Genomic DNA, 14,193 nt, shown 5'->3' with positions numbered 1-14,193 from the left:
GTGCGCGAGGGATTGACGCGCTTGCTGACAGGCAGTCTTATAAGAAGCCGAACGTACCCCCGGGTAACGAGGTGAGGGAGCCATGACGACCCTGACGGAAGCGGACGCGCTGGACGGACTGCGCGACGCGCTCGGCGTGCTCAAGGACCGCGAACAGGTGGCCGAACGGCTGCTCGCCTCTTCCGCCAAGCACTCCTTCGACCCGGACAAGGAGCTGGACTGGGACGCGCCCTTCGAGGAGGGCAAGTGGTTCTGGCCGCCCGAGCTGGTCTCGCTGTACGACACGCCTCTGTGGAAGCGGATGGGCGAGGAGCAGCGGATCCTGCTCTCGCAGCACGAGGCCGCCGCGCTGGCCTCGCTCGGCATCTGGTTCGAGCTGATCCTCATGCAGCTCCTCGTCCGGCACGTCTACGACAAGGCGGCGACGAGCGCGCACGTGCGGTACGCCCTCACCGAGATCGAGGACGAGTGCCGGCACTCGAAGATGTTCGCGCGGCTGATCTCGCACGGCGGGACTCCCTGGTACCCGGTGAGCCGGGCCCACCAGAACCTGGGCCGGCTGTTCAAGACGATCTCCACCACGCCCGGTTCCTTCACGGCCACGCTGCTCGGCGAGGAGGTGCTGGACTGGATGCAGCGCCTCACCTTCCCGGACGAGCGGGTGCAGCCGCTGATCCGCGGCGTCACGCGCATCCACGTGGTGGAGGAGGCCCGGCACGTGCGGTACGCGCGTGAGGAGCTGCGGCGCCAGATGCTGACGGCGCCGAAGTGGTCGCAGGAGTTCACCCGGGTTACGTCCGGCGAGTTCGCGCGGGTGTTCTCGGTGGCGTTCATCAACCCCGACGTCTACACCAACGTGGGTCTGGACAAGCGGGAGGCGATGGCGCAGGTGAAGGCCAGCGGGCACCGGCGGGAGGTCATGCAGACCGGAGCCAAGCGGCTCACGGACTTCCTGGACGACATCGGCGTGCTGCGGGGCGTGGGCCGCCGGCTGTGGCAGTCCTCCGGGCTGCTGGCCTAGGCGGGCACGGGCGCGGGGGGCACCCCGCGCCCGCTCGCGCGCGGCGTGCGGTGGGCGGGGTGCGAGCGGCGTGCGGGTACGGGCGGGTGTGCCCGTGCCTGCGCGACTTCTTCACGGTCCGATTACGCTGCTTGGCATGACCCCGCAGGCCGCCACCCCCGCCTACCGTCGGCTCAGTGTCGAGGAGCGGCGCAGCCAGCTGCTCGACGCCGCCCTCTCGCTCTTCGCCCACCGTGCGCCGGAGGACGTCTCGCTGGACGACGTGGCCGAGGCGGCCGGGGTCTCCCGTCCCCTGGTGTACCGGTACTTCCCCGGCGGCAAGCAGCAGCTCTACGAGGCCGCGCTCAGGTCGGCCGGCGAAGAGCTCCAGCAGTGCTTCGACGAGCCCCGGAACGGCCCCCTGCTGCCCCGCCTGTCCCGCGCGCTCGACCGCTACCTGGCCTTCGTCGACCAGCACGGCACCGGCTTCAGCGCGCTGCTGCAGGGCGGCAGCGTGGTGGAGACCTCCCGCACCACGGCCATCGTGGACGGCGTACGGCGGGCCGCGGCCGAGCACATCTACAGCCACCTCGGCGTCCGCTCGCCGGGTCCGCGCCTGCGCATGACGGTCCGGACGTGGATCACGGCGGTGGAGGCCGCCTCGCTGATCTGGCTGGACGAGGACAAGCAGCCGCCGGCCGGGGAGCTGCGCGACTGGCTGGTCGAGCAGTTCGTGGCCGTGCTCACGGTGACCGCGGGCCGGGACCCGCAGACGGCGGACGTGGTCGGCGCGCTCGCCGAGGAAGGCTGAGGACGGTCCGTGAAGAGCGAGGACACTCCGTTCGAGGGCGGGCCCCTGGACGGGCGCGTGCTGCCGGTGCTGCTGGGCGTGACCGGCCACCCCCCGAAGACCTACCGCGTCCCGGTGCAGGACGCGGCCGGCGGCCCGCCCGCCGTGCTGGTCTACCGGCGCGAGCCGAGGGGGCACAGCAAGCGGCTCGGCCTGGTGCGGGGCTGGAAGTACCGCTACGACCCGGAGGGCGCGCCCGAGGAGCGGCTCAGGTGGCCCTGGACCAGGCCGGGCGGAGCGCCCTCCCGCAAGCCGGACGACCCGTCCGGGTGAGAGCGTTGGGCCGTCCGGCCCACAATCGGCACACAAGCCCATGAACACGTCTGAATATCACCGTGCGGACGCGGACGGAGGGTCCGTCCGCTCCGTACCGGAGGTGATGACGTGTCAGCAGTGCTCCTGCGCCTGGCCTGTACGGCCGCGATGGCGGCCCAGGCCGCCCTCGCGCCCGCGCCGGCGGTGGCAGCCGCGCCCGTACCGCAGCCGCAGCAGTCGGTGTCCCAGCTGCTGACGGACCTTCAGCGGCTGTACCGGCAAACCGAGGAGGCCACCGAGTCCTACAACGCGACCGCGGAGCGGCTGAAGCGGCAGCGTGCGGAGGTGACCCGCCTCGACGGCGAACTGGCCCGCGCCCGGCTCGCGCTGCGGGGCGGCCAGGGCGACGCGGGGCGCCTGGCCCGGCAGCAGTACCAGAACAGCAGCGACCTCTCCCCCTACCTCCGTCTGCTGCTCGCCCGCGACCCGCAGCACGCGCTGGACGAGGGCCATGTCATCGGCCGGCTCACCCGCGAGCGCGCCGAGACCGTGGACCGGCTCACCGACGCCGAGCGGAAGCGGGACGCGCTGGCCAGGGCGGCCCGCAAGGCGCTGGACGAGCAGCTCACCCTCACCGGGAAGCAGGGCAGGCAGCGCGCCGACGTCACGGCCAGACTCCGCCAGGTCGAGCGGCTCCTCGCCTCACTGACCCCGGAGCGGCTCGCCGCGGTGGCCGCGCTGGAGCGCACCGGGATCGACCAGGCACAGCTGCGGCTCGCGGCCTCCGGCGCCCTCGGCGACGACAGACCGCCGTCCGGCGAGGGCGACCGGGCCGTGCGCTACGCCCTGTCCCAGGTAGGCAAGCCGTACCAGTGGGGAGCGCAGGGCCCGACGTCGTACGACTGCTCGGGTCTCACCTCGCAGGCCTGGGACCACGCCGGCACCCCGATCCCGCGCACCAGCCAGGAGCAGTGGGCCCGGCTGCCGAAGGTCCCGCTGAACCGGCTGCGCCCGGGTGACCTGGTCGTCTACTTCCCCGGCGCGACACACGTGGCGTTGTACGTCGGGGACGGCCGGGTCGTGCAGGCGCCGAGGCCGGGCCGGCGGATCGAGATCTCCCCGCTGGCGTCCGCTCCGGTCCTCGGCGCCGTACGCCCGGACGGTCCCCCGCGGGATCAGGCGACGGAGGCCAGGTAGGCGTTCGTCTTCTCGGGGTCGTAGAAGAAGTTCTCGAAGTCGGCCGGGTCGTTGAAGGCGTTGGCGAACCGGTCCGCGACGGGCTGGAGCTGGCCGGCCGCGCCGATGAGGTTCAGGACGTGCTCCGGCGGCGGGGCCAGCATGGCGTTCGTCCACTTGGTGACGTGCTGGGCGGTGGCCCAGTACCGGTCGAAGGTGGCGCGCATCCAGTCCTCGTCGAACGGCTTGTCGCCCTGCTCCAGGATCGAGGCGAGGTACGCGGCGGCGCACTTGGACGCGGAGTTGGACCCCTGCCCGGTGATCGGGTCGTTGGCGACGACCACGTCGGCCACGCCGAGGACCAGGCCGCCCGAGGGCAGGCGGCCGACGGGGTTGCGCACGGTCGGGGCGTACCGGCCGGCCAGGGTGCCGCCCGCGTCCGTCAGCTCGGCCTTCGTCGCCCGCGCGTACTCCCACGGCGTGAACTTCTCCATGAGACGCAGGGTCAGGGAGAGGTGTTCGGCCGGGTCCTTGACGCCGTTGAAGACGTCGAGCGGGCCGCCGGGGACGCCCTCCCAGAACAGGATGTCGGCGCGGCCGGAGGTGGTGAAGGTCGGCATGATGAACAGCTCGCCGACCCCGGGGACGAGGTTGCAGCGGACCGCGTCGAAGTCCGGGTGCTCCGGACGCGGGCCGAGCCCGTGCACGTAGGCCACCGCGAGGGCGCGCTGCGGCTCGCTGTAGGGGGAGCGCTCCGGGTCGCGGGCGAACATCGAGACCAGCTCGCCCTTGCCCGCGGCGACCAGGACCAGGTCGTAGGCGCGGGAGAAGTAGTCGAGGTCGCCGACGGCCGCGCCGTGGATGACGAGCTGGCCGCCGCGCTGGGCGAAGGTCTCCATCCAGCCGGCCATCTTCACCCGCTGGTCGACGGACTGCGCGTACCCGTCCAGCTTGCCCACCCAGTCGATCGCGCGCTGGGAGGGGCCCGGGTCGAAGGAACCGGGGGCCGCGACCGAGACGCCGAGGCCCTCGATCCGCGGGGCCTGGGTCTCCCAGAAGTTCAGCTTGAGGTCGCGCTCGTGTCCCAGGGCGGTGTCGAACATGCACTGCGTCGACATGACCCGGCCGGAGCGGATCTCGTCCGCGGTCCGGTTCGACATCAGGGTGACCTCGTAGCCGTGCGACTGCAGGCCGAGCGCGAGCTGGAGTCCGGACTGGCCGGCTCCGACGACGAGTATCTTCCGCATGCGGGTGGTGCTCCTAGGTCGGGACTACTCGGGGGTTTCGTCCAGCGCGTGGCCCACCAGGGCCAGGAGGGTCTCGATGGCCGAGATCCGGCGCCGCGCGTCCATGATCATGACAGGGATGTGCGCGGGTATGGTCAGCGCCTCGCGTACGTCCTCCGGCTCGAACAGCTCACTGTCGTCGAAGTGGTTGACCGCGACGACGTACGGCAGTCCGCAGCTCTCGAAGTAGTCCAGTGCGGGGAAGCAGTCCTTCAGGCGGCGGGTGTCGGCCAGCACGACGGCGCCGATCGCACCGCGCACCAGGTCGTCCCACATGAACCAGAACCGCTGCTGGCCCGGCGTGCCGAACAGGTAGAGCACCAGGTCGTCGTCGAGCGTCAGGCGGCCGAAGTCCATGGCCACGGTGGTGGTCGACTTGCCCGGCGTGGCGGTGAGGTCGTCGGTGCCCTCGCTCGCCTCGGTCATCAGCGCCTCGGTCTGCAGCGGCGTGATCTCCGAGACGGCCGTGACCAGCGTGGTCTTGCCGACGCCGAAGCCGCCCGCCACCACTATCTTCGTGGCTATGGGGGCCTGCGTGCGGTCCTGCTGCCAGGCCTTCAGATCCTCGTCGGGTTCGCTGAACCCGGCGACGAGGGGGGCGACGCCCGTGGCGTCAGAGACGGCGGAGTCCACTCAGCACCCTTTCCAGCAGAGCGCGGTCCGGGCGGCCGGTGCCGTGACCGGTGCCGGTGCCGTACACACGGATCTTTCCCTGGTCCGCGAGGTCGCTCAGCAGCACGCGGACCACACCGAGCGGCATCTTCAGCAGCGCGGCGATCTCGGCCACCGTGCGCATACGGCGGCACAGTTCGACGATGGCCCGCATCTCCGGCATGACCCGGGTGGTGAGGGAGCCGTTCGTCAGTTCCTTGCGCTCCTCGGGTGCCTCCAGCGCGGCCACGAAGGTCTCGACGAGGAGGACGTGGCCGAAGCGGGTGCGGCCGCCGGTGAGCGAGTAGGGGCGGACGCGGGCGGGTTTGCGACCGCCGCCGCGCACCGGGAGCTTGTTCGGCGTGCCGCTCATCGGGCGCTCCCCGTCGACTCGGCTTCCAGGGACTTGCGCAGCTCGCTGCGGAGTTCGGGGGTCAGGACGTGGCCGGCCCGGCCGACGAAGAGCGCCATGTGGTACGCCACCACGCTCATGTCGCACTCCGCGGAGCCGTGCACGCCGAGCAGCGAGCCGTCGCTGATGGACATCACGAACAGGCTGCCCTCGTCCATCGCCACCATCGTGTGCTTGACCCCGCCGAACTGCATCAGCTTGGCGGCGCCTACGGTGAGGCTGCCGATGCCGGAGACGATGGTCGCGAGGTCGGCGGCGGAGCCCTTGGGCCCCTTCACCGGGCGGGACCGGCGGGTCTGCTCGGCGTGGCCGGGGTCGGACGACAGGAGCAGCAGGCCGTCCGAGGAGACCACGGCGACGGACTGGATTCCGGGGACTTCCTCGACCAGGTTGGTCAGCAGCCAGTGCAGGTTGCGTGCCTCCCTGCTCAGTCCGAAGGTACTGGGCGCGGTCAACTGCTTGCCTCCTCGACGGTGCCCCCCGTGGTCTCATCGGTACGTTCTGCGATCTCCGCCTCGACGTCCCGGTAGCCGGCCTGCGCTCCCTGGCGGAAGCCGCCGAGCCTGCGGCGGAGGGCTTCGGCGTCGACGGACGTGCCGCGCCGGCGGGGCTGGTCGGCGGCGGGAGCGGTGATCTTGGGTGTGCGCTTGGGCAGGCCCTTGCTGGTGACCGCCTCGTCCTCGGTGGCGGCGGATTCGGTCCCACCCGCACCACGCGTGGTGTTGTCGTCGGCGGGAGCGGGCGGTCCCGGTGGGGCGTCCTCGCCGTCGGCGGCCGCCGGCTGCGTGGCGACCTCCGGGAGCAGCAGCTCCATCGTCGTCTCGGCGAAGGTCTCCGCGGGCTCCTTCGGCCTGGTCACGGCCTCGTCGGCGGTCCGCTCCTCCGCCTCCGCCCGCGTGTGCACCTCGGTGTCCTCGGCCGGACCGGCCCCGGCCTCCGCCTCGGCCCGGGCCTTCGCTTCCGCCTCGGCCTCCCGGGCCGCCTTCTCGGCGAGGGCGACCAGGGGGTCGGTGTCCTTGGTGCGGGCGTGCAGGACGTTGGAGTTGGCCTCGGCGTCGGCGCCGGGGAGGGAGAAGCTCTGGGTGTCCGAGAGGCCGGCCGGGCGCGGGGCCGCCGCCGCGGGGGCCTCGGCGAGCAGGGTCCGGGGCAGGACGACCACCGCCGCGATGCCGCCCTGCTTCTGCTCGCGGAGCTGCACGCGGATGCCGTGGCGGTGGGCGAGGCGGGCCACGACGTAGAGGCCGAGGCCGAGGCCGTCCTCGCCCTCCTGGTCGTAGGGCGACTCGGGGTCGAACTCGGAGAATCGGGTGTTGAGGCGGTCCAGGCGGTCGGTGGCCATGCCGATGCCCTCGTCCTGGACGGACAGCATGACCTCGCCGGACTCCAGCAGCCAGCCTGAGACCTCGACGGACAGGTCCGGCGGGGAGAAGGAGGCGGCGTTCTCCATGAGTTCGGCGAGCAGGTGGGAGAGGTCGTCGGCGACGAAGCCGACCACATGGGCGTGCGGGGGCAGGGCGGCGATGAGGACGCGCTCGTAGCGCTCGATCTCGCTGACCGCCGCGCGGACCACGTCCACCAGCGGGACCGGGCCGTGGTGCTGCTGGACGTGTTCGGTGCCGGCCAGGACCAGGAGGTTCTCGCTGTGCCGGCGCATGACGGTGGCGAAGTGGTCCAGCTTGAAGAGGGTGGAGAGCCGCTCCGGGTCCTGTTCGCGCTCCTCCAGGCCCTCGATGACGGCCAGTTGCCGCTCGACCAGGCCGAGGGTGCGCAGGGCGAGGCTGACGAACGTGCCGCCGATGCTGGTGCGCAGCCGCTCGATCTGGGCCGCGCTGGCGTCGAGTTCGGCGCGCAGTTCCTCGCGGGCGTCGGCCATCTTCTGCCGCTGTCCGACCAGGTGCTTGCGGTCCGTCTCCAGGGTGGCCACCCGCTCCTGCAGGGCGGCGGCGCGCGCGTGCAGGGCGTTGACCGAGCGGACGACCTGGGCGAACTCGTCGTTGCGGCCGGTGAAGGCGACCGGTTCCTGGCCGGCCGCGTCCTCCGCCTCGGCCAGCCGGGCCGAACCGCGGCGCAGCACCGACAGCGGACGGGTGAGGGTGCGGGCCATGGCGGTGGCGACGCCTACGGCGAGCAGCATCAGGGCGCCGAGGACGGCGATGCGGATCTCCAGCGCGGTGACGTCGTCGTCCCGGAGCCGCTCGAGGTCCTCGGTGCGGTGCTCGTAGAGGGCCGACTCGGCGCCGCGCATCAGGTCCACCCGGGCGGACAGGGCCGCGTCCAGCTTCCTGGCGCTGGTGGCGGGCTCGCTGCCGGTGAGGGTGGGCTGGTCGGTGAGTGCGGCGAGGTACTTGTCGGCGGAGTTGACCTCGGGGCCGGTGACCGTGGAGTCGTACGCGGCGACGGACGCCTTGGGGGCGGTCTCCCGGAAGTCGGCGAGGGCCGCGTCGGCGCGCAGCCGGGCCTGCTGGGCGGCGGCGGTGAGGGCGTCGCGCTGCTTGCGGCCGTCCTCGGTGGGCTCGCTCGACGTGGCGGGCAGCCCGGTGACGGGATCGATCACCGTCCGGGTGGTGGACGGGACGCCGAGGGCGGCCAGCAGCAGGCCGCGGGCGGCGGCGGACTGCTGGACGGCGGAGTCCAGTTCGGCGAGCGCGTGGCCGCCGGCGCCGGCCCGCGGCGGCATCCGCTCGGCCAGTTCACCGGCGAGCCGGTGCAGTCCGGTGATGGTGGCGGAGTACGCCTGGTGGGTCTGCAGCGCGTCGGACTTGCCGGTGAGGGCGGCGTGCCGGACGGCGGCGATCCGGTCGAGGTCGGCGCGCAGGCCGGCCGGGGTGTCCGGGTCGGCGCGCAGGTCCTCGGCCTGGCGGTCGACGCGGGCGCTGCGCTGCTCGGTGGGCGCCTTGGACTTGGGGCGGCCCGCGGCTATGTAGGCGGTGACCTCGTCGCGTTCGTCGGCGAGCGAGTGCGCCAGCGCGAGCGCGTCCTGGGTACGGGCGGACAGGGTCACCAGTTCCTGGGAGTCACTGACGTCCTGGGAGGCGGTGAGCAGGGAGGGTGCTCCCGCTCCGGCGATGGCGGCGGCCACCACGGCCACGGCGACGATCAGCCGGGTGCGCACGTGACGGGGGCGGCCGGTGCCCACGGGGGTCTGCTCGACGTCCCCTTCGCCGGCCGTCCGCCTGCCTGTGCGCCGAGGCCACTTCTTCTGCACCGGTGCTCGCATTCCTGAACTCGTCTGCTCAAGGGCCCGGGTGGCGCCCCGTCGTCTCGGGGCCAAGTGGTGCGTATACCCGGTTCATACGGTTTCCGACCCTCCCAGCGCCGGTGGGCAGTGGTCGCGCATCACCTGACCCGCCACTCGAAGGAGTGAACATCGGAGGGGAGTTGGCGGGCAAGTTCCGGCGGCCTGTGCGCCACGCTGGCGCGGCGGGCCGGTTGGACGCGCGCGGCAGGCTTTGGCAATATTCGCCACCACGCGTTGCCGGAGTGCGTCATTTACCCCCAAAGCAGGCGCCTGACCTGCGGGACCGTGCCAATTCGGCGATGGTTGCCAGCCTTTGGCGGAGGCTGTGAAGGGCTGGTGCAGACTGGCCGGATGCGAACCGATCTCGTTTCGGAACCCGGCGACGCGAATCGCCCCAACGAGGACTTCGCGGGCGTCGCACTGCCCGCCTGCGGTCAGGGCGGCTGCGTGATCTTGCTCGACGGAGTGACGCCGCCGCGCGGCGCGACGGGCTGTACGCACTCCGTTCCCTGGTTCACGTCGCGGCTCGGCGGCGCGCTGGCCGAACTGACCGTTTCCGGCCAGGAACTGACACTGCCGGAGATCCTGTCGCGGGCGATCGCCCGGACCGCCGACGCCCACGCGGACACCTGTGACCTTTCTCACCCGCGCACCCCGCAGGCAACCGTGGCGCTCGCCCGCTGGTCCGCCGACCTCGTGGAGTACCTGGTGCTGTCCGACTCGGCGCTGCTCCTGCAGGCCCCCGACGGCACGGTCACCCCGGTGCTGGACGACCGGCTGGCCCGGCTGCCCCGATCCGCGCTGGCCTCCGCCGCGCTGGTCGACGCCGGCCTCCGCAACCGGGAGGGCGGCTTCTTCACGGCCGCGGCCGACCCCTCGGTCGCGGCCCGCGCGGTCGCCGGCGCCCTTCCGCGCGACCGGGTCCGCGCGCTGGCGGCGCTGTCGGACGGCGCGACCCGGTGGACGGAGTGGTTCCGGGCGGGCGACTGGGCGGAGCTGCTCGCCCTCGTCGCCGGGGAGGGCGCCCGCTCGCTGGTGGACCGGGTGCGCAAGCTGGAGTCGGCGGACCGGGAGGAGCGGGCGTTCCTCGGGCGCGGCAAGACGCACGACGACGCGACGGTGGTGTACGCCGAGCTGTGAGCGCGGCCGTTCAGCGCTCCATGACGCCGTTCAGCTCGTGGAGGAGCCGTGCCAGTTCCGCCACCTCGCGGCGGTCCCAGTGGGCGAGCTGGCTGACGTAGCGGGCGCGGCGGGCCTCGCGGACCGTGCCGACGCGGCCGCGGCCCTCGTCGGTGAGGGTGACCAGCCAGGCGCGGCCGTCGGCCGGGTCGGGCTCGCGGGCGATCAGCCCGAGCTCCTCCAGGGCGCGGAGCTGGCGGGACATGGTGGCCTTGCCGACGCCGATGTAGGCGGCGAGTTCGGTGGCGCGCTGGCCGCCGAGCTCGTCGAGGCGGATGAGCAGGCCGTACGCGGAGGACTCCAGGTCGGGGTGCACCTCGCGTGCCATCTCGCCCTGATTGGCCCGGGCCCGCCTGAGCAGCACGGTCAACTCGCGCTCCAGCGCCAGGAATTCCTGGTCTGCACCACTGGGCGTCACCTGGCCGGTGGCACGGCGCGCGTCGCCGTTTGCGTCCTCGTGCACGTCAGCACCCCTGATCGGTTTCGCGGTCCTGAAAGTTTTTGCCAACCGCCGTCATAGCCGCAGCTCTTCAAGTATTTCGCAGGCTTAGACCAACGGCAGCATCCGGATCCCCTTCCCACGGCGTCATCTACGTGCGTAGCTTCTTGGACAGGCAAGCGATGACATGCCCACGCCAGTGGTTCAGCGGTCACCCCACGTTTCCCCCACCTCACTCCCCGGAGGCACGTCATGCCCGTGCACAGACCCGGTTCCCTCCGTCCGCGCCCGCTCACCGTCCTCGTCACGGCCCTGCTCGCGGTGCTCGGCCTCGCCCTTCCGCTCACCTCCGCCCAGGCGGCGACCACCCCCAGCCGCGGTTCGGCGTCCATGGGCATGGGGGTGGCCGCCCACGACGGGCAGCACGGCACCCCCAGCACCGGTGACGCCACCCAGACCGAGGGCGTCGACGTCTCCGGCTACCAGGGCAACGTCGCCTGGTCCACGCTGTGGAACAGCGGCGTCCGCTGGGCCTACACGAAGGCCACGGAGGGCACGTACTACACGAACCCGTACTTCGCCCAGCAGTACAACGGCTCGTACAACGTCGGCATGATCCGCGGCGCGTACCACTTCGCCACCCCGGACACCACCAGCGGCGCCACCCAGGCCAACTACTTCGTCGACCACGGCGGCGGCTGGTCCCGGGACGGCATGACCCTGCCCGGCGTGCTGGACATCGAGTGGAACCCGTACGGCGCCGCCTGCTACGGCAAGACGGCGTCCGGGATGGTCAGCTGGATCGCCGACTTCCTGAACACCTACAAGGCGCGCACCGGCCGCGACGCCGTCATCTACACGGCGACGAGCTGGTGGACCGACTGCACCGGCAACTACGGCGGCTTCGCCGCGAACAACCCGCTGTGGGTCGCCCGCTACGCCTCGACCGTGGGGACGCTGCCGGCGGGCTGGTCGTACTACACGATGTGGCAGTACACCTCCTCCGGACCTACCGTCGGCGACCACGACAGGTTCAACGGCGCACTGGACCGGGTGCAGGCACTGGCCAACGGCTGATCCCGCCCGTCCGCTCCCCGGGTTCCCCGACGCCGGCCGGCCCGTGGGGCGGCAGGGGTCGAGCACCCACCGGTGAAGGCCCGGGTCCCGCGCGGGACCCGGGCCCTCCCTCATCCGGGGGCGTCCGTCACGCCGCCACCGGAATCTCCTGCTCCGCACCCTTCGCCGCGGGCGCGAGAGCCAGCTCCAGGACCTGCCGGACGTCGTTCACGGCGTGGACGTCGAGCCGGTCGAGCACCTCGGCCGGGACGTCGTCCAGGTCGGGCTCGTTGCGCTTGGGGATGATCACGGTGGTCACCCCGGCGCGGTGGGCGGCGAGGAGCTTCTGCTTCACCCCGCCGATGGGCAGCACCCGGCCGGTCAGCGAGACCTCGCCGGTCATCGCCACGTCCGTGCGGACCAGCCGGCCGGAGAGCAGGGACGCGAGGGCGGTGGTCATGGTGATGCCCGCGCTCGGCCCGTCCTTCGGGACCGCGCCCGCCGGGAAGTGGATGTGCACGCCCCGGTCCTTCAGGTCGGCCACCGGCAGTTCCAGTTCGGCGCCGTGGCTGCGCAGGAAGCTCAGCGCGATCTGCGCCGACTCCTTCATCACGTCGCCGAGCTGGCCGGTGAGGGTCAGCCCGGCCGCGCCGGTCTCCGGGTCGGCGAGGGACGCCTCCACGAAGAGCACGTCGCCGCCGGCGCCGGTCACCGCGAGGCCGGTCGCCACGCCCGGGACGGACGTACGGCGCTCGGCCGGGTCCTGGGCCGACTCGGGCACGTGGTGCGGGCGGCCCAGCAGACCGCGCAGGTCCTCGTCGCGGACGGTGAACGGCAGCTCCCGCCGTCCCAGTTCGTGCTGGGCCGCGATCTTGCGCAGCAGCCGGGCGATGGACCGTTCGAGGGTCCGCACGCCCGCCTCACGGGTGTACTCGCCGGCGAGCCTGCGCAGCGCGCTCTCGTCGAGCGTGACCTCGTCCCGGTCCAGGCCGGCCCGCTCGAGCTGGCGCGGGAGCAGGTGGTCACGGGCGATGACGATCTTCTCGTCCTCGGTGTAGCCGTCCAGACGGACGATCTCCATCCGGTCCGCCAGCGCCTCCGGGATGGCCTCCAGGACGTTGGCGGTGGCGAGGAAGACCACGTCGGACAGATCCAGCTCGACCTCCAGGTAGTGGTCCCGGAAGGTGTGGTTCTGCGCCGGGTCGAGGACCTCCAGCAGGGCCGCCGCCGGGTCGCCCCGGAAGTCGGAGCCGACCTTGTCGATCTCGTCGAGCAGCACCACCGGGTTCATGGACCCGGCCTCCTTGACGGCGCGCACGATCCGGCCGGGCAGGGCGCCGACGTACGTGCGCCGGTGGCCGCGGACCTCGGCCTCGTCCCGTACGCCGCCGAGGGCGACCCGGACGAACTTGCGCCCCATGGCGTGCGCGACCGACTCGCCGAGGCTTGTCTTGCCTACGCCGGGCGGACCCACGAGCGCCAGCACGGCACCGCCGCGCCGCCCGCCGATCACGCCGAGCCCGCGCTCACCGCGCCGCTTGCGCACGGCCAGGTACTCGGTGATGCGCTCCTTGACGTCCTCGAGCCCTGCGTGCTCGGCGTCGAGCACGGCCTTGGCGCCCTGGATGTCGTAGGCGTCCTCGGTGCGCACGTTCCACGGCATCTCCAGGACCGTGTCCAGCCAGGTCCTGATCCACGAGCCCTCGGGCGACTGGTCGCTGGACCGCTCCAGCTTGTCGACCTCCTTCAGGGCGGCCTCGCGGACCTTTTCCGGCAGGTCGGCGGCCTCGACGCGGGCGCGGTAGTCGTCCGACTCCTCGCCCTCGCTCTCGCCGTTCAGCTCGCGCAGCTCCTTGCGGACCGCCTCCAGCTGGCGGCGGAGCAGGAACTCGCGCTGCTGCTTGTCGACGCCCTCCTGGACGTCCTTGGCGATGGTCTCGGCGACGTCCTGCTCGGCGAGGTGGTCGCGCAGCTGCCGGGTGGCGAGCTTCAGCCGGGCCACCGGGTCCGCGGTCTCCAGCAGCTCGACCTTCTGCTCGGTGGTCAGGAAGGGCGAGTACCCGGAGTTGTCGGCGAGCGCGGAGACGCCGTCGATGGCCTGGACCCGGTCCACGACCTGCCAGGCGCCGCGCTTGCGCAGCCACGCGGTGGCCAGGGCCTTGTACTCCTTGACCAGGTCGGCGACCTGGCCGGGCAGCGGGTCGGGCACGGTCTCCTCGATCCGCGCACCCTCCACCCACAGGGCCGCGCCGGGGCCCGTCGTACCGGCGCCGATGCGCACCCGGCCGCGGCCGCGGACGAGCGCGCCGGGGTCTCCGTCGGCCAGCCGGCCGACCTGCTCGACGGTGCCCAGCACACCGGTCTTCGCGTAGGTGCCGTCGACGCGCGGCACCAGCAGGACCCTGGGCTTGCCGGGCTCCGAGCGGGCGGCGGCCTGTGCCGCCTCCACCGCGGCCCGGACCTCGGCGTCGCTCAGGTCCAGCGGGACCACCATGCCGGGCAGCACGACCTCGTCGTCGAGCGGCAGCACCGGCAGTACGAGCGTGAACGCCGTGGACTCATCAGCCATGATCTCCCCTTAGGCAGTCAAATTGAGCTATGCCGACTCAATGTCTGGAGCCCCGCGGTTGTTCCCGGCTCCCCGTTCGCTG

General features: G+C 72.6%; 13 protein-coding genes. 6 read left to right on the top strand and 7 right to left on the bottom strand.

Annotated features, from left to right (window positions below; genetic code table 11):
- Window positions 1-82 precede the first annotated feature (82 nt).
- The 4 genes from ACFQ9Z_RS20705 (at window position 83) to ACFQ9Z_RS20690 (ending at window position 3,302) form a co-directional block, all read left to right on the top strand.
- Complete coding sequence (locus ACFQ9Z_RS20705) at window positions 83-1,021, top strand: diiron oxygenase (RefSeq protein ID WP_383019824.1); 939 nt, start codon at window positions 83-85, stop codon at window positions 1,019-1,021.
- 136 nt (window positions 1,022-1,157) lie between these two features.
- Window positions 1,158-1,811 carry a TetR/AcrR family transcriptional regulator gene (locus ACFQ9Z_RS20700; protein ID WP_383019820.1) on the top strand — a complete coding sequence of 218 codons (654 nt, stop codon included), beginning with the start codon at window positions 1,158-1,160 and terminating at the stop codon, window positions 1,809-1,811.
- 9 nt (window positions 1,812-1,820) lie between these two features.
- On the top strand, window positions 1,821-2,123 hold the full coding sequence (locus ACFQ9Z_RS20695) for a hypothetical protein (protein ID WP_383019815.1): 303 nt from the start codon (window positions 1,821-1,823) through the stop codon (window positions 2,121-2,123).
- Window positions 2,124-2,234: 111 nt separating this feature from the next.
- A complete protein-coding gene (locus tag ACFQ9Z_RS20690; protein WP_383019812.1) occupies window positions 2,235-3,302 on the top strand; it encodes a C40 family peptidase in 1,068 nt (355 codons plus the stop codon).
- On the opposite strand, the gene ACFQ9Z_RS20685 is transcribed toward ACFQ9Z_RS20690, so the two are convergent.
- The 5 genes from ACFQ9Z_RS20685 to ACFQ9Z_RS20665 are packed head-to-tail and all read right to left on the bottom strand — an operon-like array spanning window position 3,281 to window position 8,835.
- Window positions 3,281-4,528, bottom strand: a complete 1,248-nt coding sequence (locus tag ACFQ9Z_RS20685; RefSeq protein WP_383019806.1) for a styrene monooxygenase/indole monooxygenase family protein — start codon at window positions 4,526-4,528, stop codon at window positions 3,281-3,283. The genes ACFQ9Z_RS20690 and ACFQ9Z_RS20685 overlap by 22 nt on opposite strands.
- 24 nt (window positions 4,529-4,552) lie before the next feature.
- Window positions 4,553-5,200, bottom strand: coding sequence for an ATP/GTP-binding protein (locus ACFQ9Z_RS20680; protein ID WP_143626995.1), 648 nt, complete (start codon window positions 5,198-5,200; stop codon window positions 4,553-4,555).
- Window positions 5,181-5,591 (bottom strand): DUF742 domain-containing protein, encoded by a 411-nt coding sequence (locus ACFQ9Z_RS20675; RefSeq protein WP_143626997.1) that lies wholly within the window; start codon window positions 5,589-5,591, stop codon window positions 5,181-5,183. The genes ACFQ9Z_RS20680 and ACFQ9Z_RS20675 overlap by 20 nt, the downstream gene beginning before the upstream one ends.
- Window positions 5,588-6,085 carry a roadblock/LC7 domain-containing protein gene (locus ACFQ9Z_RS20670; protein WP_383019799.1) on the bottom strand — a complete coding sequence of 166 codons (498 nt, stop codon included), beginning with the start codon at window positions 6,083-6,085 and terminating at the stop codon, window positions 5,588-5,590. Before ACFQ9Z_RS20670 ends, ACFQ9Z_RS20675 begins: the two co-directional genes overlap by 4 nt.
- Entirely contained in the window at window positions 6,082-8,835 is a 2,754-nt protein-coding gene (locus ACFQ9Z_RS20665; RefSeq protein ID WP_383019796.1) for a nitrate- and nitrite sensing domain-containing protein, read from the bottom strand. The genes ACFQ9Z_RS20670 and ACFQ9Z_RS20665 overlap by 4 nt, the downstream gene beginning before the upstream one ends.
- A 384-nt stretch (window positions 8,836-9,219) precedes the next feature.
- Between ACFQ9Z_RS20665 and ACFQ9Z_RS20660 the strand changes: the two genes are divergently transcribed.
- Window positions 9,220-10,008 (top strand): hypothetical protein, encoded by a 789-nt coding sequence (locus ACFQ9Z_RS20660; RefSeq protein ID WP_383019791.1) that lies wholly within the window; start codon window positions 9,220-9,222, stop codon window positions 10,006-10,008.
- Window positions 10,009-10,018: 10 nt separating this feature from the next.
- Here ACFQ9Z_RS20660 and ACFQ9Z_RS20655 read toward each other — a convergent pair whose 3' ends face one another.
- Window positions 10,019-10,510 carry a MarR family winged helix-turn-helix transcriptional regulator gene (locus ACFQ9Z_RS20655; protein ID WP_383019788.1) on the bottom strand — a complete coding sequence of 164 codons (492 nt, stop codon included), beginning with the start codon at window positions 10,508-10,510 and terminating at the stop codon, window positions 10,019-10,021.
- A 228-nt stretch (window positions 10,511-10,738) separates the two neighbouring features.
- Here ACFQ9Z_RS20655 and ACFQ9Z_RS20650 point away from each other — a divergent pair, with 228 nt between their 5' ends.
- On the top strand, window positions 10,739-11,563 hold the full coding sequence (locus ACFQ9Z_RS20650; protein ID WP_383019782.1) for a lysozyme: 825 nt from the start codon (window positions 10,739-10,741) through the stop codon (window positions 11,561-11,563).
- 127 nt (window positions 11,564-11,690) lie between these two features.
- Here ACFQ9Z_RS20650 and lon read toward each other — a convergent pair whose 3' ends face one another.
- Window positions 11,691-14,111, bottom strand: coding sequence for an endopeptidase La (gene lon, locus ACFQ9Z_RS20645; protein ID WP_383019779.1), 2,421 nt, complete (start codon window positions 14,109-14,111; stop codon window positions 11,691-11,693).
- Between the last annotated feature and the right edge of the window lie 82 nt (window positions 14,112-14,193).

Origin of the sequence: Streptomyces sp. NPDC056580 (genome assembly GCF_042793175.1) — a bacterium.
In the GTDB taxonomy this organism is placed as follows: domain Bacteria; phylum Actinomycetota; class Actinomycetes; order Streptomycetales; family Streptomycetaceae; genus Streptomyces.
The sequence above is the reverse complement of the archived record's forward strand: the minus strand, read 5'-3'. Positions and strand labels throughout refer to the sequence as shown.